The sequence below is a fragment of the Marinobacter sp. G11 genome, from assembly GCF_021282325.1.
Taxonomy (GTDB): Bacteria; Pseudomonadota; Gammaproteobacteria; order Pseudomonadales; family Oleiphilaceae; genus Marinobacter; species Marinobacter vinifirmus.
The window spans coordinates 42,189-60,055 of sequence record NZ_JAJSPB010000019.1 but is presented as its reverse complement, the minus strand read 5'-3'; the positions used below and the strand labels follow the sequence as shown (position 1 = coordinate 60,055).

The window sequence follows — 17,867 nt, the reverse complement described above, 5'->3', positions numbered from 1 at the left end:
CCAATACCGGCACCCCGCTCCGAATCGCTTGAGCCTGGCTGAGGAAGGCCGTTACCTGTCGTCCTCGACAGTGCAGAGTGAGTTGGTAAATGGTTTTCTGATTGCGAGCAGACGGGAAGGAATGCACTCCAAGAACCGTAAACTGATCCCTCCAAAACGCTAAACGAAGGCCTGCACTTTCTAGCGCCGGATTGGCCATTAGTACGCCCTCCATTCACTCTCCAGTTCCTGGAGGCGGCCGATCAGCATTGGGAGTGAATCCCGGCCAGCCTCCAGATTTTCCTTAACCAGTTCGCAGTACACCCAGGTTTCCATCGCCTCTTGGTTGGTGCGTTCCCCTCCAAGGCCAAGGATGGCCACGAGATTACACCCCTCGTGCAGGATTCCCATGGCCACGCACAGGCTGCTAGCCAGATTGCGAACGGTGCGCCGCTCGGCAGGTATCAGACGATTCAACGGCATGGCCGCCAATAACATCAGCTCAGACCTCATCGCTTACCTCCTCCTCTGCAGGTGTTACCTTGGCTTCGAACTCATTGATCAACAGCCGCTCAAACGCAGAACCATCTCGGCGAGTGAGGTTCGGCACATACCGGCTGTACACCCGAAACAGCATTTCCGTGGTGGTATGCCCCATCTGCCGGGCAATCCATTCCGGATTCTCTCCCGCTGCCAGCCACAACGTGGCTGCAGTGTGGCGAGTCTGGTACGGACGGCGTTTTCGAAGCCCCAAATGGCTGAGCAGGGGGTACCACACCCGTTTGGTGACGTTGTTGTGCTCAAGCGGATTGCCTGCTCCATTGCAGAACACAAAGGTATTGTTTCCGGTGGCCTTGCGCTGATCCTTCAGGGCGTCGTAGACCAGTTGTGGCATTTCAATGTGCCGGTAGCTGCCGTCGGTTTTGGTTTGTTCGATTTCACCGTTCACCAGTGCCTGGCGGACTAGAATCTGTCGGCGCTGGAAATCAACACAGTCCCATTGCAAGCCGTCGATCTCACCGGTCCGAAGACCGGTAAAGAAGCGTACGGTGTAGTAGTTCCTGAAGTCCGCGCGAACCGTGGCGAGAATCAGCCGAACCTCCTCCAGTGAAAACGGCTCTACATCAGACCGGGGTACCTTCAGTGATTTGATCCCCTGATAAGGTGAGGTAAACTCATACCGGTTGGCTGCCTCTCCCAGAATCATTCGCAATGGCGTCAGGATTCGGTTGATACGGCTGGCGGAAAGTGGCTTTTTGCTCCGGGTCTGAACTTTGGCGAGGGACGCCCGGAACGAAAGAATTTTCTGCCTGGTGATGTGGCCAACCTCCTTCTCCCCAAACTCCGGGATCAGGTAATTCTTCAGCGTGCCTTCGATGGTGGTGATGTGCGACTTACGCCACTGCACCCGCATCTCATCCAGCCAGGTTTCACAAAACTCACTGAACAACGGCGTGTCGTGTGCTTCGCGAGACCGCTGAATCTCAGCTTGCCTAGTGAATTCCTGAGCTCGGGGGCTGTTTGGAAAGTACTGGTGATACTGAAAAGTCCCCAGCGTAATTTCTGCTTCGATTCGTTTTAGAATCGCCTCAAGTTTCTTCCGGTTTGCCGGAGTGTTGTCGAGGGTGGTTTGCTCTCGGCAGCGCTTGCCGCGGTATTGGAAGTCCATGAAAAGCTTTTGCGTGGATTCACGCGCTCGGATGCTACCCATGCATACGTCCTCCGTTAGCCATAGGAATAGAAATTGAGTGGTGGCCAGAGTGCATGGCCATGTCGCGTTGAATGGGCTCCCACATATAAAGAATCTTCCGGCCCCCAAACGGGCGGATGTAATGGATTCCCTCAAGGAGCACGGAATCCTTTAGGCGCTCGCGAATCGTCCTGGCCTCATAGCGAATCCGCTCTGCAAGTTCTTCGGTGGTTAGGTACTCGGTAGTATTCATATGTTTCTCCTAGACGTTCTTTGTAGCGTACAAGCTACATATTAAGTCTATTTTCGACGCTGTCAACAGTCGTTTGTAGTTTTTATTCGGCACTGGATGCGAGCGAGCGTCTTTTGAGGTAGTATCGCTACACACTCAAGGACTTGCCGACCATGATCAGATTTCGCCTGAAAGAGCTAATTGCAGAGAAGGGATTTCAAGAAAATCGGAGGGTTACGTTGGATGAGGTTTCAAGAGAGACTGGAGTCCACAGGACGACGTTATCCAAAATTGCGAACCAGCGTGGCTATAACACCACGACGGAGATTCTCGATAAGCTTTGTGAGTTCTTTGGGGTGCCGCTTGAGGCTGTCGCTCAACATGTCGATGTTGAGCGTGATGAGAAGGAAAAGAATGGACTCAGTTGATGGTCTGAACCTTCAAAAAAATCGAATTGCTTTACCTCGTAACAGGTTGAGTTAAACCTGCGCTTTGTATTTCGGTGAGTTTCAACTATTTCGCATGGCCTCGATTTCAACTCTCGGTAGCCACTCAATAGACAGCGTTCCGCCTTCAACATGAACAACGCCCTGACTAGCGTTCGGTTGGCCGTGCTGAGCTCGATAGGTCAGCAAGGTGTCCAACAGCTCAATCATCTGGAACTTGAAGTCTGAGCCTTTGATTGCTTCGTAGTCCTCGTCGTTATCCAGCTGCCAGGTTGCCAGATCCAACCGGTTCTCCTCAGGGTCTCCGAAGAACAGTATCCGCCCGCTAATGTTGGTGCCGCCCAGGTGCTGTTGGGCCAGCTGGTCGAGTCGGGTTTGGTCAAAGGTGCTGTCGTAGGTCATAAGGCTGCTCCCGTGGCGTTCCAGTGGCTGGAGATGTAATCGATGAATCGTTGCTTGCTGCTGAGCCCGTCCTGTTTTCGGTTCCACCACGCACAGGCTGGATGGTGTACGCCAACGGAGCTCTGGCTGAGATGCTTGCCCACGGTTCGCTTGGCTTTGGTTGAAACGAAAACGATGTGGTCGGGCTGTATGGCATCAATCACTTGGTTGATGGTCTCAACCGCCACTTCAACGTCCTGCTTCTTCTGCTTTATTGTGTCCCCGGTTTTCGCTGGCCGTTGGAACGCATTCATAAAGGCCACCTGGCGGAAAACACTGTCGTTAGCCGGCAAGCCCGCTTTGAGCAAGGCCGATTCGATGTTTCGGTAGATGGCGTGGCCCTTAGCCGTCCAGCCTTTCAGCGGCTTGGTCAGAATCCGCCTGGTGCGCATCCACTTCTGTTCTTCTGGCGTCAGAACATCCTCACGCCCCTTGTACCAGCTCGCTGGATCCCTATGCACGGTACTCTCTGGGGGCAGATAGTGGCTCTCAGCAATCAACAGAATCCTGGGGCCATTACGCCCATAGTCCGAGCCAACAAAGGGCTTCAGCGCCGGATAGCGCTGGTAGATCTCGATCTTGTCCAGCTGGTCGTCGTATGCCTCGGTGTAGTAATTCATTACTTCGTCCAGTGGTTAGATAGGGCTTCGGCTTGCTCCATAATCAATTCTATCGCCGCTGGCGCCTTATCCGGCGGATACTTGTATCTCTGCAACGTCCGCCGCACCAGAATCCTCAGTTTAGCCCGAACACTTTCCCGCACCTGCCAGTCCACGGTGGTGGATTTGCGCAGTTTGTCGGTGATCTCCACGGCGATCTTCTTCAGGATCTCGTCGCCCAGCTCACGCACGGCACTCTCATTGCTGGCCAGGGCATCGTAGAAGGCCACTTCGTCCGGGTTCAGGCCGAGGGCCGCGTCCCGCTCCATTTCGGCCTGGAACTGCTTGGCCATAGCGATCAGCTCTTCGATTACCTGTGCTGTTTCAATGCCACGGTTGTTGTACTTGCGCAGCGTCTCCTGCAGGCGGTCGGCGTATTTCTTTTCCTGCACCACGTTGTTGCGGGTCTTGGCCTTGATGTCGTCCTTGAGCAGTTTCTCCAGCAGCTCCACGGCGAAGTTCTTGTAGGGCATTTGCCGAACGTCTTCCAGGAACTCGTCTGAGAGCAGGCCGATGTTTGGTTTGTCCAGGCCGCACAGGGCGAAGACATCGGTTACCCCTTCGGCTACCAGTGCGTTGTCCAGGATCTGCTTCAGCGCCGTGTTTTTCTCTTCCTCGGTCAGCTTCTTGTCCACGCTGGTGAACTTGGTAATCGCGGTTTTCACCTGTGACAGGAAGGCCACTTCTTTCTGCAGGGTCTGGGCTTCGTCCAGGGTGGCGCACAGCGAGAACGCTTTGTTCATGGCCAGCACGGTATCCAGGAAGCGCTTCTTGCCGTCTTCCAGGCTGAGCACGTAGTTGGCGGTGGGCACCAGAAACTTGTGGGCCTCGGTTTCAAAACCGCTATAGCTGAAGCCTGTGCCTTTGGGGCCGGGGGCGAACATGCCGTGGATGATGTCCAGCTTTTCCAGCAGGATGGCGTAGGCTTCTTCCGCACTGTGGGTAGGTGAGCCCTTGCCTTTGGCGTCGGTATAGGTTTTCAGGGCCTGTTTAAGCTCGTTGGCAATGCCGATGTAATCCACCACCAGCCCGCCGGGCTTGTCCTTGAATACGCGGTTTACCCGGGCAATGGCCTGCATGAGGTTATGGCCCTTCATGGGCTTGTCCACATACATGGTGTGACAGCAGGGCGCGTCGAAGCCGGTCAGCCACATATCCCGCACGATCACCAGCTTGAGCGGGTCATTGATGTCCTTGAAGCGTTTTTCAAACCGCTTCTTGGTCTGTTTGTTGTGGATGTGCGGTTGCAGCAGGGCCCGGTCAGAGGCTGAGCCGGTCATCACCACCTTGATGGCGCCTTTCTCCGGGTCATCGTCGTGCCATTCAGGGCGCAGGGTGACAATCTCGTTATACAGATGAACCGCAATCTCCCGGCTCATGGCCACAATCATGGCCTTGCCATCGATGGTGCTGGAGCGGGTTTCAAAGTGGTTAACCAGGTCTTCCGCCACCTGCTTCAGGCGCGGGCCGGCCCCGACCAGTTTCTCCAGCCGGCTCCATTCGCCTTTGGTTTTCTCGCGGCTGCCAACGTCTTCGTCGTCTTCAACCACTTCCTCCACCTGATCGGACAGCTCTTCGATCTGCTCGCGGTTGATGTCCAGCTTAGCCAGGCGGGATTCGTAGAAGATGGGCACGGTTGCTCCATCGTCCACCGCATCCTGGATGTCGTAGATGGACACGTAATCGCCGAACACGGCGCGGGTGTCTTTGTCTTCGCTTTCGATGGGGGTGCCGGTAAAGCCAATAAACGAGGCGTTGGGCAGGGCATCCCGCATGTGGCGGGCGTAGCCGAACTTGTAGGTGCCGTCTTTTTTCAGGGTGGCTTTCAGGCCGTACTGGCTGCGGTGGGCTTCATCCGAGATCACCACAATGTTGTGGCGGTCGTTCAGCACCGGGTGGCCGGATTCATCGTTCAGCAGGGCGAACTTTTGCACCGTGGTGAAGATGATACCGCCGGACTCCCGTTCCGACAGCAGGCGCCGTAGTGTATCCCGGTCATCGGCCTGCACCGGTTCTTGCTTCAGCAATTCCCGAGCGGCGCTGAAGGTGGCGAACAGCTGGCCGTCCAGATCGTTGCGGTCGGTGACCACGATCAGAGTCGGGTTGTTCATCTCCGGCTGTTGCAGCAGCTTGCCGGCGTAACAGCACATGGAAATGCTCTTGCCGGAACCCTGGGTGTGCCACACCACGCCGGCTTTCTTGCTGCCCGGCAAAACCTGATCGCCGTAGGTGGCGCGTTTCTCGCCAATCCCATGCTGGCTCATATCCTGTGCAGCAATCACCGTGGCCTTCACGGCTTCACGCACCGCATGGAACTGGTGGTAACCGGCAATCTTCTTGATCAGCTTGTCGGAATCCGTTTCGAAGATCACGAAGTAGCGGATGTAATCCAGGAAGAGCTCCCGGTCGAAGAAGCCTCGCACCATGGTTTCCAGCTGCCATTCCAGCAGCGGCTTGTCGTCTTCATGCCTGAGGGTGCGCCAGGGCATATAGCGCTCCCAATTCGCGGTCAGGGAGCCGACTCTTGCCTTAAATCCATCGCTGATGATAGCGGCTTCATTGTAAGCGAAAAGATCAGCCAGTTCGTTCTTGTAAGTCTGGATCTGGTTGAAGGCATCTAAAATGTCAGCCTTCTCACTTACTGGGTTCTTCAACTCCAATACCGCCAGTGGCAGGCCGTTGATAAAGCAAATCACATCCGGCCGGCGGAGCTGTTTGGAGCCTTCAAGGGTGAACTGGTTGATGGCCCGGAACCGGTTGGCGGCGAGATCACCAAAATCCACTAGAAAGGCCTGGTCGTGAACCACCTTGTCGTCGTGCTTGTACTCAACCGGTACGCCGTCCAGCAGCAGGCGGTGGAAGGCCCGGTTACTGATCACCACATCCAGGCTTTCGGGTTTGCGCACCACGGCTACGGCTTGTTCAACAGCGCTTTGGGGCAGGTGAGGGTTGACACGCTGTATCGCCGCTTCAAGATCCGCCAGCAACAATACCTGACGGTAATCGGCCCGCTCCGGGGCTTCACCATCCGACGCCAGGTCTGGCCCGTGGGCGATCTCCCAGCCACCTTCGGCGAACCATTGCAGGCATTGTTGTTCCAGCTGATCTTCCGTCATAAACCAGTCCTTATTCCCCAATGGGCTCCTTCAGCAGCAGAAAATGCTCAATCAGTCGGATCATCAGGGTTTTCTGATCCGGCAGGCTTTCCGCTACCAGCAGGGCCAACGCCACCAGGGTGTTGTCATTAATCAGTTGTTCTACCGGCCGCGCCAGCAAAGCGGCGTTGCGGCGCAGGTACCATAAAAACAGAAACGAGCCGCAGCGCTTGTTGCCATCGGCCAGCGGGTGGTTCTTGATCACGAAGTAGAGCAGGTGAGCGGCACGGGTAGCCACGTTCGGGTAAAAGAGCTCGTCACCAAAGCCCTGTTCGATAGTGGCCAACGCGGAAGCCAGGCCATCTCCGCGTAACTGGCCGAACAGCTCGGTGGCTTCGCCCTTGGCCATAAGCGTTTGCTTCAGCTCGCCAATGGCTTTCAGGGCCTCGTCCAGTTCCAGCGGTTGCATGTCTGGCTGCTTGATACCCACCTCAGCCAGCTGCTGCTCGTCGTAGCCTTGGAGCAGGCTCCAGGAGCGGGCGTAATCGCTGATCACGCGGGCGACGGCTTCGCCTTCGTTGGATACCAGGCCCTGATTGGTGAGGGTACGGCTCAGCAGGTCAACGGCCTGTTCGAACTCGATGCCGCGCTCGGCCAGGCGGCGTTGATTGAGGGTGTAGCCCTGAACCAGGTGGTCTTTGAGAACCTGAGTTGCCCACTGGCGAAACTGGGTGGCGCGCTTGGAGCTGACCCGGTAGCCCACTGAAATAATGGCATCCAGGTTGTAATGTTTGATGCGCCGCCGCACCTGGCGCTTGCCTTCTTGGCGAACTACTAAGAATTCCTTAGTAGTTGCCGACTCGTCCAATTCATCGTCCTTGAAGATGTTTTGAAGGTGCATCAGCACGTTCTCAGGGCTGGTATCGAAGAGCTGGCCCATCTGAGCCTGGCTCAACCAGACTGTTTCCTGCTCCAGCGCCACTTCCAGCTGCGCTTGGCCATCCGTTGAGGTGAAGATTCGTACCTGTTGTTCAGTCATGACAGTTCCTTGTCGTTATCAGCTAACGGTTGAGAAGCCGGAAGCCCGGAGCATTCCATTGTGATTGAGCCAGGCATCAGTCATCCGCCGCAACCACCGTCCAGACTCGCTTTAGTGGCAGCTGGGCTTTTAGCTCATCGTCCAGCTTGTCATATACCGCGAACAGCTCATTCAGCAAGTCATCCTGAGACCATAACCGCAGACGGAAAAAGCTGCTGGCCATGTCCTTCTGCACATTCTGTTTGAACCCGCCCCAAGCGACAAACAGACCGTGGTCTGCGTTGAATTTGGACATGGCACCCAAGAGCTTGTCCACAGTGGGTCTGTCCACCGTTCCAGTGCCGGACTTCACCTCCACGCAGATGGTTTGGCTGCCAAAGCCCATCATGCCGTTGGAGGCTAGAATATCGGCACCCCCGTCTGCACCTTCGGGACTCTGCCAGATGGTGTAGCCTTGCGCCTTGAGTATTGCTCCGACCAATCGGGTCAACTCGTGGCCTTTGAACTTCTGCTCAATCAAGCTGACCACCTGTTGCTTGGCCAGGTCTGCCAGGTTGAAGTCAAAACCGTCATCACCGGATACATCATCGGCATCGTGGTTAGTAGATTGGCCGGTATGCTGAATCACTGACTTGGTGTTCTCAGCCTGCCAACCAGCCTTGTGCATGGCCTGCAGGCGTAGAAGGGCGTTGTTTCGCCGGATGCGGCAGATGGTCATGAACGCGCCGAAGCTGTACAGCAGATCTTGCCCAAAGTGAGAGCGGGGAATCTCCTGCCCAAACCACTCGACGGATCGCCAGTGGAAGAAAGGATCCGGGCCTTTGGCGTTATGAAGGTAGTCCCCTGTTATCTTCCCGACATACACCACAGGCTGCTTCTTGGAGGGGAGCACCACCCAGTCGCCGGCTTGCATGGTTTTGACGAACGGCCAGATTTGGCTGCTGTGGTTCTGTAATCGCTTGAGCTTTTCGTTCGGGTAAGTCTGCTCAAGGAGTTCCAGGAGGGACTGCCGGTTATCCAGTTTCGACAGATCCTCTCCAAGCTCATCCCAGGTCAGGTAGATTCGGCCCTCGTCGAGGAACTTTTGCTCGAACTCGCCGTGAGATCCTGCTCGGGTTAACCACAGTTCCATTAGTTGATTTCCTCTTGCGGCATCAGTTCTTCTTCCATCAGTTGATCCTCTGCATCAATGACAGAGAGTTCGCCGGAGAGGAGTTTGGGAAGCAAGGAATCCCGGAGTTTTGCTAGGGTGTCCGCCCCCCGGAGGTTATTCTCAATGGCTTTGTAGAGCGAGGATGCTTGTTTTGAGTAAACCGAAATCAGTGGTTCTGGAGGCTTCACAACCGGGATGATTTTGAAGTTCTTTTTACTAATCTCTGCGAAGGTGGTGCCGCTGGCCCGGCTTTTGATTTCGTCCATGTAAGCTGCGCACCACTGAATGACGAATTCGGGGCTTAATGCCTTTTCGCATTTCATCGCAATATAGCCTTGGTTTACTGCTACAGGTATCTTGGCCAGAGCCAGATAGCCAACCGGTGCCCGTGATGACATCAGTACGGTATCGACTGGCAACAGGCCAGAGCTAATCTTCGCAAGACCTGCTTCAGTTACTTTGCGTTCGGTTTCGACCAGTACCTTGTCTGAGAGATTTGATAGGTCTTTCGGGGAAGTCCAGTTGATCTCGCCGTTTTCCCAGAAGTCTGGGTTTTTGGTGGATGGAGTGCCACCGCCTACAACCGTTACCTCATCGCCAATTTGACTAACACTCCACCCCTCCGGAATCTCCCCCAACTCACTATCCTGCATAGCCGACGGAAACAGCTCGGCGGTGGCGCGTAGCTCGGCGTATTGCTCGGGCTGTTCGGTCTGGAGGCGGGTTAGCTCCGCTTCGTCTTTGCCGGAAATGGCCTGCATGGTGGCGAGCAGGGTGTCTTCTTCGCTGCCGCCGGCTTCCAGTGCGGCGATCTTGGCTTTGACCGGCTCGAAATCGACAAACCAGCTTTTGAAAATGGCCTGGGCCATCTGTTCGAGGGTTTGGTTGATTTGGTGGTTTAGACTGAGTTTGTTAGAGAGCGAGCTGATGATAGCCTCAATTCGGTTCTGAACTGATAGCGGGACTTTTGGCAGCTGGAACTTCTTCAAATCGCGGGCCGGAAGCTGCGGAACCGCTGATCCAGACGTGAGATTCGTTATCTGATTTTGAATGACCGGGGATGTCAGGACGTAGTATAAGAAGCGAGTGTTCCATGCCTCATGGTTCGCCCGAAAAATCATCATGCCAGAATTGATCCGTACGAGAGGATGGCTTACGGAAGAATCATAGTAAGCAACATTTCCTATTGTACCTCTGGTGGTCATGACAATGTCGCCACGCTCAAGCGTACCGGCGCGGAGCAAGTCATGACGTTCTTTTCCGATGAAAACAGGGTCCGAGAACTGAAATCCAGATGAGGTTACGTTTTTGGCTGATAGGAACAAGCAGTGCCCGCTAGCACTAAAGTCAGCTTGTTTGGGGTAGTTTTTCCCGCGGTCACCATCTATGAGGCGTATTTCAGCTTCCTCTAACGTCCATGTCTCAAAGCTCATACCCCAGCCCCCCAAGATTCTGTTTGATCTCAGCCTCTAACCGGTCACTCTCAGCAAACTGTTCCCGCAGCTGTCCAGTCAATCGCGCCATCTTCTCTGCAAACGGCTCCCCATCCTCTTCCTGCTCCTGAGCACCCACATAACGCCCCGGCGTCAGTACAAAGTCGTGCTTTTTGATTTCGTCCAGGCTGGCGGATTTGCAGAAACCGGCGACATCCTCGTAGCCCTCACCACGCTGCCAGGCATGGAAGGTGTCAGCGATTTTGGCGATGTCCTCATTGGTGAAGTCTCGCAGTACCCGATCCCGCATAAAGCCGAGGTTGCGGCCATCGATGAACAGGAACTCTTCCCGGCGGTCGCGCTTCTTCTCGTTGCGCACCATGCCGTTGGCTTTGTCCCGGGTCAGGAGCCAGATACAGGCGGGGATCTGGGTGTTGGTGAACAGCTGGCCGGGCAGGGCGACCATGCATTCCACCAGGTCTTCTTCCACCAGCCGCTTGCGGATTTCGCCTTCGTTGTTGGTGTTGGAGCTCATGGAGCCGTTGGCCAGCAACAGGGCCATGCTACCTGTCGGTGCCAGGTGGTGGAGCATGTGCTGCATCCAGCCGAAGTTGGCGTTGCCCTTGGGCGGGGTGCCGTACTTCCAGCGCACGTCGTCGGCCAGGGATTCGCTCCACCAGTCTTTGATGTTGAACGGTGGGTTCGCCATCACAAAGTCGGCGCGCAGGTCTGGGTGCTGGTCGTCCAGGAAGGTGTCGGCGTTTTTCTTGCCGAAGTTGAAGTCGATGCCCCGGATGGCCATGTTCATGGCGGCCAGCTTCCAGGTGGTGGGGTTGGACTCCTGGCCGTACACGGAGATGTGCTTTTTCTGCTCGCTGGCGTCGTAGTGCTGTTCGCTGGCGTGTTCTTCGATGAACTTGTCGCTCGAGACAAAGAACCCGCCGGAACCCATGGCTGGGTCGTATACGCGGCCGGAGTAGGGCTGCAACATTTCGACAATCAGGGTGACGATGCTCTTGGGAGTGTAATATTGGCCACCCTGTTTGCCCTCGGCCAGCGCGAACTGACCGAGGAAGTATTCGTAAACATGGCCGAGGATGTCTTTGCTGTGCAGGCTCAGCTTCTCGCCCTCGAATACCGGCCGGGTGAAGGAAGTGTCGGAGAAGGTGTTGATCAGGCCCAGCAGCTTGTCGTTGTCCAACTGGTACTGGCTGATGCGGTTGAGAATGCCCTTGAGCTTGGCGTTGCTCTTCTCGATCTCTTCCAGGGCGTTGTCGATCAGCCAGGACACAGAGCGCAACTTAACGTCGTTACCGGCATCGTCCTGCCAGAGCACGGTGCCCACGGGCAGCACGGCTTTCTCTTTCAGGGTGCTCCAGCGGGCCGGTTTGGGTACCCAGAACACGTTGGCTTCGCGGTAGTAATCTAATACTTCCAGCTCTTCCAGCAGGGCTTGCTGGTAGTCCTCGTCGCCGTCGTAGTCTTCCGGCGGCAGGTAGTAGATGTCGTCGTTCTCATCCTTGAACCGCTCCAGCAATTCTTCCTGGCGCTCCTCGAAGGCATCGGAGACGTATTTCAGGAAGATCAGGCCCAGCACCACGTGCTTGTAGTTGGCGGCATCCAGGTTGGCGCGCAGCTTGTCAGCGGCTTTCCAGAGCTTGTCGTCCAGGGCTTTGAGGAATTGCTGTTCCGTGTTGTTCATTGCTCGGTTGTTCCCTATGAGAAGTAACTGCTATCTATCGCAAAGCAGAGTGTCTCGCCAGAAGTGTCTGCTGAATGGTCGCAGGCCGTTAACGTATTTACGTCCTCTGTCGACGCTACTCGGATTCGCGAATAGAAGTGATGCTAAATCCAGCTGCTTTAAGCCTATAAACAGTAGGCTCATCCCAGTCACGACCTACAAATGGAAGCAGGCGCCCACCAACTAGCTCATCTTGAATGAGAACGGCTGCGATTTCGGAGTCTGGTGGCTCGGTTCCTCGTAACGTTTTGAAGAACGTGTGTTCTTTTTCGTCCTTGTCTTGCACGATAATTTTCTATGTTTTCTCATTTTTCATATCTAAAACTCCCAGGATGATTATCTACAAGGCTGCCAGATAGTCTGGCAGCCTCAAGCAACTGTTAAGGTGTGTACTCTGTTTCATGGCATCTGGGGCATGGCGGCAAGGTATCAGAGCTATCATCGAGCGTGACCAATTCACCACAGTTGTCGCAGGTGTACGTGCCCTTTCCAGGTTTTTCTCCAGTAGTCGACATATTGTTCTCCTATGCAGATTTCCCATTGGAGGACAGCACTCACTGAGTGGGAGTCTCAGCAAGATCCCCGTGATTCAACTTTAATAAATTATAAAGGCAGAGAGCGACAGCATGTGTCGGCTCGTGTCCTTGGTTGTTCCTAGGAGTGCGGAGCAATGCCAAAGGTGCATTGCTTGCTAACCACTCGATATAAGATTGTTTTACGTTACTTGGTGGGGTTAGGCAAGGCTGCGGGAACCTGTGCCCAAACCCGCTATGTGGGGAAACAGGGCAAAGGTCACAAAAAAGATTGGATGCTAATCTATGAAAAAATGGTGGGCACTGTCAGGGCACCATTTGGGCACAGACCAAAAAAAAGGACCTGCGTTTTCACGCAAGTCCTTGATATTCATGGCGCGCCCGAGAGGATTCGAACCTCTGACCTCTGCCTCCGGAGGGCAACGCTCCTATATCAACTTATATGCCTAGATATGCGAAAATAGCATTTAAAACAAATAGTTGTGTGTTTTCGTTGTCTCTCGTTGTCTATTGGAATATCGGTCTATACACTCAATTTGTGGTTACAAGTGTGGTTACAATTTGAGTGGAGGATATTCCGTTGCTCACGACCGATCGCCAGATTGCATCACTGAAACCCAGGGAGACCGTTTACTGGGAGTCGGTGAAATCCCCGCATGGTGGGGGGCTTGCTATCAGAATCTCCGTTCGTGGAACAAAAACTTGGTCATACCGTTTTAGGTTTCGCGGCAAGCAGGATGCTGTTTCTTTGGGACGCTACCCTACAACTTCTCTGCTACAAGCACGAGATGTCCATGGTGAGGCCTGTGCGTTGCTTGCCAAAGGGATTAATCCAAAGAAGGCTTTCAAGGAAAGTAAGAAGGTCGCTGAACAAACTTGGACCGGCCAAGAATTGTTTGACGATTGGATTCGTGTGTACTCGAGTACACCTTCTACACGCACGAAACGAACTCCCTCAGAACAGGTTGTACGGCAAACAACATGGCGCTGGAATAAATACCTACGGCGAACACTTGGCCAAATTCTGATTCCTACAATTACGAAGCAGGCAGCAGCTTCGCTTATCTCCGCAGTATCCGAACTGAATAGTCGTGAACAGGCTAGGAAGTGTTTAACGATACTTAACGGTATGTTTGAGCTCGCAGTTGCCAAAGGGTTGATTGATGAGAATCCCTGCTACGGCCTGCAACCGGCCAAACTGGGAGCGTCGAAGGGATCGCCACGTAGTCGCGTTCTGACACCGTCGGAAATAAAGTGGTTTTGGGAGGCGCTTGAGGACAGTTCCTTGGACACCTCCGTTCGCGCCGCACTGAAAGCGATTCTGCTGACTGGGCTGCGCAGGGGAGAAATATGCCAAGCAAAATGGTCAGATATTGACTTCAACACAAACGTTTGGAACTTGCCTCCAGAGATTACCAAGAGTCGCCGAAAGCACACCGTACCAATCTCCACAGCGCTTAAGAACCTGCTCCAATCGCTTGATATGGACGGTACCTACGTTTTCAGGAGTACCAGGGCACCTTGGCAACCCATTGGTTCAAACTCGCTCACAACCGCTATTGCTCGCTTGCAGGGCATAAAAACCCAACAGGTCAACGAGAAGGCGCCATTGTTTGGTTTAGAACGGTTCTCGGTCCACGATTTGAGGCGAACTGTGGCAACAGGTTTAGGAGAGTACTGCGAGACTCCGCCTCACGTGATAAGACGCATTCTGAATCATCTGAGTGATGATCGCCTGGAGGACATATATCAACGAGCAACACTATTTGACGAGCAGGCGAAAGCCTTGGAGCGTTGGAGCACGTGGGTGATGGAGACAGTAGAAGAAGGTTAAGGAGCCGGCTGTTTTTGCGAGTGTGTCCATCGCCGAAAACTGCCAATTTGGTCTGGTAAGATCTCAATAGATCTCGGGATACATCCGAGGCAAGAGAGGGAAGCTTGGCGCCATGGTTGGAGCCTCAACGCCAAGCTTCCATGTGTCAGCCAGTAAGCCGGCCTGAGCCAATTAGAATCTTGGTGCTGCAACACCATTACCTAAGAAGCTCTGGGACACTTTAAGCTTCAGGATGCCGTTGTGCAACGTCAGCGAGTGCCCAGTCGGTTTCTGGTATTTCAAACCAGGAACTATCCATGACCGATAATGTTATTTCTTTGGAACACCGTTTTTTGAATGAGCGTCAGGCTGCCGAATACTTAGGATTCAGCCCTTTAACGCTAAGGCAGAGTAGGTGGAATAATGAGTTGGCCGGCCTGCCGGCTCCGCAGCATGTCTATTTTGGACGCAATGTCCGTTACAAGTTTTCTGTTCTCCAGCAGTGGGCTATGGATGCTCAAAAAGGAGAGCTAAATGGCTGACAGTCCTCAGATTAATCGTTCTGCAGCGCCTTCCTCCAACGATGGGATTTTGCTAGATCCGACAAAAGATCTGGAATACCCGATTGACGCACTGGGAGAAGTGCTCGGGGAAGTCGCCGCTTCATTAGCCGGTGTTGTTATGGTGCCGCGGGGGATTGCTGCTCAATCAGTCCTGGCATCCGCAACGCTCGCTGGTCAGCCCCTTGTTGACGTCGCCCGTGGAAAAGCATTCCGGAGTCCTATATCACTTTTTTTCCTCTCGGTGGCTGATTCAGGTGATCGAAAATCTACGGTCGATAAGCTCGCCCTGCTTCCTGTTCATGAATGGCAAGAAGCGAGAGCTCGAGAGCTAAAGGCCCAAGAGCCGCATTACAGGGCCGGTAGAGAAGCCTGGGAGGCAAGCTATAAGGCACTTAAGCAGAAACATTCAAAAGCCGTTGAAGAATCTACAGGGAAAGACTTTGAGGCATTCGCGAAAGCTCTCACTGCGATGGAATTAAATCGTCCATCCCCAGCTCCAATCCCACACATTCTGATTCAAGAGCCAAATGCGGAAGGCCTATACGCGCATCTTCGCGATGGGATGCCAACGGCGGGGATATTCACCGATGAGGGTATAGGTTTCTTTGGAGGCCATGGGATGACCGACGAGAGCCGGGGGAGAATGCTAGCGATAATGTCTGCGCTATGGGGCGGAGATCCGGTAACGCGAACGCGTGCAAATGCTTTGGAGTCCGGCCAGCTCCGGAACAGGCGTTTGTCGGCCCATTTAATGTTGCAGCCTGTTGTGGCAGCTAAAGTCCTCTCTGACCCGTTATTAGACGGCCAGGGTTTTTTGGCACGTTTCCTCATATGCCATGAACAAAGTATTGCTGGTAGCAGGTTTGTGGATGAGCACAGTTTGAGTCGTGATATCCGATGTATTCCGGAGTATCAGCGATACAGCAAGCGGCTGTTAGAGCTCTTGAATACGCCAATTTCGATATGCCCCCATACGGGAGGAGTATTACCGGAGGTGCGAGAGATATCTGGTCCTGCTTTGCAAGAGTGGGTAAGGCATTACAACCGTATTGAGGCGGAAATTGGTCCGGGCGGGACGTTTTCGGGCATTGCGCGAGTCGCTAGCAAGGCGCCAGAAATGGCTGCACGAATTGCTGCCACGTTATCTCTATTTGATGGGGAGCCTGAAATTAACTCTGATCATGTCATGCGGGCCTTTACGCTCATTGATTACTACCTGTGGTCGGCCGCCTCCAGGGAGGAGAGTGTTTTCTTCGGACGACGAGCGGCTATGGCAGGAGAGCTCCTTGACTGGATCAAAGGTAAGCAGGGAGGGCAGATAGCGTCTGATGATTTTAAGAGGGTGCCTCGCAGGCTTTGTCATCGAAAAGCCGACGACCTGAGGAGGACTCTGGCCTATCTAGTTGATGAAGGCTATTTGAAAGTTGTTAGACGAGGGCGAAGCGATCGGCCTGTTGAGTGGGCTCTGATTAGTTGATCCCCAGTACGCCAGTGTGAGCGGCGGAAATGGCGGAATTGGCGGATCACCTTGAAAATCAGAAGGTTAAATGGCGGATCGGTTGGCGGAGTTTGGCGGATAGAGTCTATGCAATGTTCCGCCATGGCCCGCCATTCCCCCGCCAGGGGTTTCGTGCGGCAGCACGCTGATTTTTAAAGAATTTTATAGTTCTCCGCCACTTCCGCCATTTCCGCCATTGCATACTGGTTGAGTTTATAGGGACTCAGGCAACGTGCTGAGTTCGTTCTCCCATAAAGACATAAGTGTACTCACTACACCTATGTCAGGACCTGGGCCAGGTAACCCATTATGAATGTGGCAATTCTTAGACTGAAGAAACTCAAAAGGGCTAATGTCGCTGGCAGTAGCGCTCATGTGATGAGGGAGATCAGCACCCCGAATGCTGATCCTCAAAGGAGTCGGTTCAATCAGATTCTGAAAGGAAGAGGAAAAACGCCTGCCCAACAAATTTTGAGTCTGGTGTCGAAGATTTCGGATCAAAGATCTTTGTCTGGGAAGAAGCGTCTTCGGAGCGACGCCGTATGGGCTGTGGAGTTCGTGATGACCGTCGAACAAAGTCATTGGCGGGGTAAGGATGGGGGTTATGTAAAGGATTGGGCTAAGCGTTCCCTATCATTTCTCAACTCAAAGTATGGTGAAGCTCGCATAGTGAGTGCTGTACTTCATTTAGATGAGACCAGTCCCCATATTCACGCCTACATGGTTCCAGTATCGAAGGACAGTGACGGTATCCATACGTTATCGGCGAAAAGGTTCTTCGATGGGCGAGGCAAATTGGCCAAGCTCCAGGATGAATATGCGGAGTTCATGAGTTCATTCGACTCAAGTTTGCAGAGAGGCTTGAAGAAATCGCGAGCCCGGCATTCTGAGCTGAGGACATGGTACTCCAGATTGCCCACTGAAATTAAACGAGAGGAAATACGCCTTCCTAGTTTCAGAGTTAGGTGTCCGCCACCTGCCATCACGCAAACCGCGCGCAGAGCGTGGGCTGACGAGGAAACAGCGCGTTTGAGAAAGGCGCTATTGAGTTCTTTACATCGACTTATTCAAGCGCGGAGAGAGGCACTCTTTGTTGCACAGCAATTCCAACTTCGATATCAAACGGAGTTACAGCGCACGAAAGCATTCCGAGATATACGACTGGATCCAAATGGATTGAGAAAATGGGTGTTGGAGTATGATCAATACTTGGCTCAGCTCTCAACGCTGCGAGGAGTGGCAGAGCACTTTGAGCAACTTTATGTTGAAACGATCGATGAACTGGATGAGATGGAAACCTTGAATTCAAGGTACGGAAGGGTAATTGAAGTGATGTGCCATCGTCTTGATATCTCCCTGGAAGATTTGGAGTATCGGCTGGATCGGAGTGAAACTAAATCGAGAATATTTGCACAGTTAGAAGAGATGGTTGTTGTTGACGCTGATGGCCTGAAGAATGATTGATTTGTTGATTATTCGGCCCTCGCGTGAACTAGCCCGATGTTTTATTTCCGTGTAGGCGATGATCTTGGGTTTTGGAGTAATGATGTTG

Annotated in this window: 17 protein-coding genes; 5 read left to right on the top strand and 12 right to left on the bottom strand. The window is 53.7% G+C overall.

Going from position 1 to position 17,867, the window contains the following annotated elements; genetic code table 11:
* Positions 1-198: 198 nt before the first annotated feature.
* Genes LWH94_RS12785 through LWH94_RS19540 form a run of 3 tightly spaced genes read right to left on the bottom strand, consistent with a single transcriptional unit; the run spans position 199 to position 1,922 of the window.
* Positions 199-492: a hypothetical protein gene (locus LWH94_RS12785; RefSeq protein WP_232902459.1), complete on the bottom strand. Its 294-nt coding sequence runs from the start codon at positions 490-492 to the stop codon at positions 199-201.
* Positions 482-1,690, bottom strand: a complete 1,209-nt coding sequence (locus tag LWH94_RS12780) for an Arm DNA-binding domain-containing protein (protein WP_232902458.1) — start codon at positions 1,688-1,690, stop codon at positions 482-484. Before LWH94_RS12780 ends, LWH94_RS12785 begins: the two co-directional genes overlap by 11 nt.
* Entirely contained in the window at positions 1,683-1,922 is a 240-nt protein-coding gene (locus tag LWH94_RS19540; protein WP_332875494.1) for a hypothetical protein, read from the bottom strand. Before LWH94_RS19540 ends, LWH94_RS12780 begins: the two co-directional genes overlap by 8 nt.
* A gap of 152 nt (positions 1,923-2,074) precedes the next feature.
* Here LWH94_RS19540 and LWH94_RS12775 point away from each other — a divergent pair, with 152 nt between their 5' ends.
* Complete coding sequence (locus tag LWH94_RS12775; RefSeq protein ID WP_232902457.1) at positions 2,075-2,329, top strand: helix-turn-helix domain-containing protein; 255 nt, start codon at positions 2,075-2,077, stop codon at positions 2,327-2,329.
* A gap of 81 nt (positions 2,330-2,410) precedes the next feature.
* Here the strand turns inward: LWH94_RS12775 and LWH94_RS12770 are convergent, their stop codons facing one another.
* The 9 genes from LWH94_RS12770 to LWH94_RS19620 all read right to left on the bottom strand — a co-directional run bounded on the left by LWH94_RS12770 (position 2,411) and on the right by LWH94_RS19620 (position 12,423).
* Entirely contained in the window at positions 2,411-2,749 is a 339-nt protein-coding gene (locus LWH94_RS12770; RefSeq protein ID WP_232902456.1) for a hypothetical protein, read from the bottom strand.
* Positions 2,746-3,408, bottom strand: coding sequence for a hypothetical protein (locus tag LWH94_RS12765; RefSeq protein ID WP_232902455.1), 663 nt, complete (start codon positions 3,406-3,408; stop codon positions 2,746-2,748). Before LWH94_RS12765 ends, LWH94_RS12770 begins: the two co-directional genes overlap by 4 nt.
* A complete protein-coding gene (locus LWH94_RS12760) occupies positions 3,408-6,563 on the bottom strand; it encodes a type I restriction endonuclease subunit R (RefSeq protein ID WP_232902454.1) in 3,156 nt (1,051 codons plus the stop codon). The genes LWH94_RS12765 and LWH94_RS12760 overlap by 1 nt, the downstream gene beginning before the upstream one ends.
* 10 nt (positions 6,564-6,573) lie before the next feature.
* Positions 6,574-7,581: a virulence protein RhuM/Fic/DOC family protein gene (gene rhuM / locus LWH94_RS12755; protein ID WP_232902453.1), complete on the bottom strand. Its 1,008-nt coding sequence runs from the start codon at positions 7,579-7,581 to the stop codon at positions 6,574-6,576.
* A gap of 76 nt (positions 7,582-7,657) precedes the next feature.
* Entirely contained in the window at positions 7,658-8,713 is a 1,056-nt protein-coding gene (locus LWH94_RS12750; protein WP_232902452.1) for a restriction endonuclease, read from the bottom strand.
* Positions 8,713-10,167, bottom strand: a complete 1,455-nt coding sequence (locus LWH94_RS12745) for a restriction endonuclease subunit S (RefSeq protein WP_232902451.1) — start codon at positions 10,165-10,167, stop codon at positions 8,713-8,715. Before LWH94_RS12745 ends, LWH94_RS12750 begins: the two co-directional genes overlap by 1 nt.
* Entirely contained in the window at positions 10,157-11,869 is a 1,713-nt protein-coding gene (locus LWH94_RS12740) for a class I SAM-dependent DNA methyltransferase (protein ID WP_232902450.1), read from the bottom strand. Before LWH94_RS12740 ends, LWH94_RS12745 begins: the two co-directional genes overlap by 11 nt.
* 115 nt (positions 11,870-11,984) lie before the next feature.
* Positions 11,985-12,194, bottom strand: a complete 210-nt coding sequence (locus LWH94_RS12735; RefSeq protein WP_232902449.1) for a hypothetical protein — start codon at positions 12,192-12,194, stop codon at positions 11,985-11,987.
* Positions 12,195-12,288: 94 nt separating this feature from the next.
* Complete coding sequence (locus LWH94_RS19620) at positions 12,289-12,423, bottom strand: zinc ribbon-containing protein (protein ID WP_232902448.1); 135 nt, start codon at positions 12,421-12,423, stop codon at positions 12,289-12,291.
* A gap of 598 nt (positions 12,424-13,021) precedes the next feature.
* On the opposite strand from LWH94_RS19620, the gene LWH94_RS12725 reads away from it, so the two are divergent.
* The 4 genes from LWH94_RS12725 to mobV all read left to right on the top strand — a co-directional run bounded on the left by LWH94_RS12725 (position 13,022) and on the right by mobV (position 17,779).
* Entirely contained in the window at positions 13,022-14,275 is a 1,254-nt protein-coding gene (locus LWH94_RS12725; RefSeq protein WP_232902447.1) for a tyrosine-type recombinase/integrase, read from the top strand.
* 296 nt (positions 14,276-14,571) lie between these two features.
* On the top strand, positions 14,572-14,796 hold the full coding sequence (locus LWH94_RS12720; RefSeq protein ID WP_041656101.1) for a hypothetical protein: 225 nt from the start codon (positions 14,572-14,574) through the stop codon (positions 14,794-14,796).
* Positions 14,789-16,294, top strand: coding sequence for a YfjI family protein (locus LWH94_RS12715; RefSeq protein ID WP_232902446.1), 1,506 nt, complete (start codon positions 14,789-14,791; stop codon positions 16,292-16,294). Before LWH94_RS12720 ends, LWH94_RS12715 begins: the two co-directional genes overlap by 8 nt.
* Before the next feature lie 330 nt (positions 16,295-16,624).
* On the top strand, positions 16,625-17,779 hold the full coding sequence (mobV, locus tag LWH94_RS12710; RefSeq protein ID WP_011783949.1) for a MobV family relaxase: 1,155 nt from the start codon (positions 16,625-16,627) through the stop codon (positions 17,777-17,779).
* Positions 17,780-17,867: the final 88 nt, after the last annotated feature.

What these genes read in the sequence shown, in the direction of transcription:
- LWH94_RS12785 (WP_232902459.1), bottom strand. Translation starts at nt 492, where the DNA reads ATGAGGTCTGAGCTGATGTTATTGGCGGCCATGCCGTTGAATCGTCTG.
- LWH94_RS12780 (WP_232902458.1), bottom strand. Translation starts at nt 1,690, where the DNA reads ATGGGTAGCATCCGAGCGCGTGAATCCACGCAAAAGCTTTTCATGGAC.
- LWH94_RS19540 (WP_332875494.1), bottom strand. Translation starts at nt 1,922, where the DNA reads ATGAATACTACCGAGTACCTAACCACCGAAGAACTTGCAGAGCGGATT.
- LWH94_RS12775 (WP_232902457.1), top strand. Translation starts at nt 2,075, where the DNA reads ATGATCAGATTTCGCCTGAAAGAGCTAATTGCAGAGAAGGGATTTCAA.
- LWH94_RS12770 (WP_232902456.1), bottom strand. Translation starts at nt 2,749, where the DNA reads ATGACCTACGACAGCACCTTTGACCAAACCCGACTCGACCAGCTGGCC.
- LWH94_RS12765 (WP_232902455.1), bottom strand. Translation starts at nt 3,408, where the DNA reads ATGAATTACTACACCGAGGCATACGACGACCAGCTGGACAAGATCGAG.
- LWH94_RS12760 (WP_232902454.1), bottom strand. Translation starts at nt 6,563, where the DNA reads ATGACGGAAGATCAGCTGGAACAACAATGCCTGCAATGGTTCGCCGAA.
- rhuM (WP_232902453.1), bottom strand. Translation starts at nt 7,581, where the DNA reads ATGACTGAACAACAGGTACGAATCTTCACCTCAACGGATGGCCAAGCG.
- LWH94_RS12750 (WP_232902452.1), bottom strand. Translation starts at nt 8,713, where the DNA reads ATGGAACTGTGGTTAACCCGAGCAGGATCTCACGGCGAGTTCGAGCAA.
- LWH94_RS12745 (WP_232902451.1), bottom strand. Translation starts at nt 10,167, where the DNA reads ATGAGCTTTGAGACATGGACGTTAGAGGAAGCTGAAATACGCCTCATA.
- LWH94_RS12740 (WP_232902450.1), bottom strand. Translation starts at nt 11,869, where the DNA reads ATGAACAACACGGAACAGCAATTCCTCAAAGCCCTGGACGACAAGCTC.
- LWH94_RS19620 (WP_232902448.1), bottom strand. Translation starts at nt 12,423, where the DNA reads ATGTCGACTACTGGAGAAAAACCTGGAAAGGGCACGTACACCTGCGAC.
- LWH94_RS12720 (WP_041656101.1), top strand. Translation starts at nt 14,572, where the DNA reads ATGACCGATAATGTTATTTCTTTGGAACACCGTTTTTTGAATGAGCGT.
- LWH94_RS12715 (WP_232902446.1), top strand. Translation starts at nt 14,789, where the DNA reads ATGGCTGACAGTCCTCAGATTAATCGTTCTGCAGCGCCTTCCTCCAAC.
- mobV (WP_011783949.1), top strand. Translation starts at nt 16,625, where the DNA reads ATGAATGTGGCAATTCTTAGACTGAAGAAACTCAAAAGGGCTAATGTC.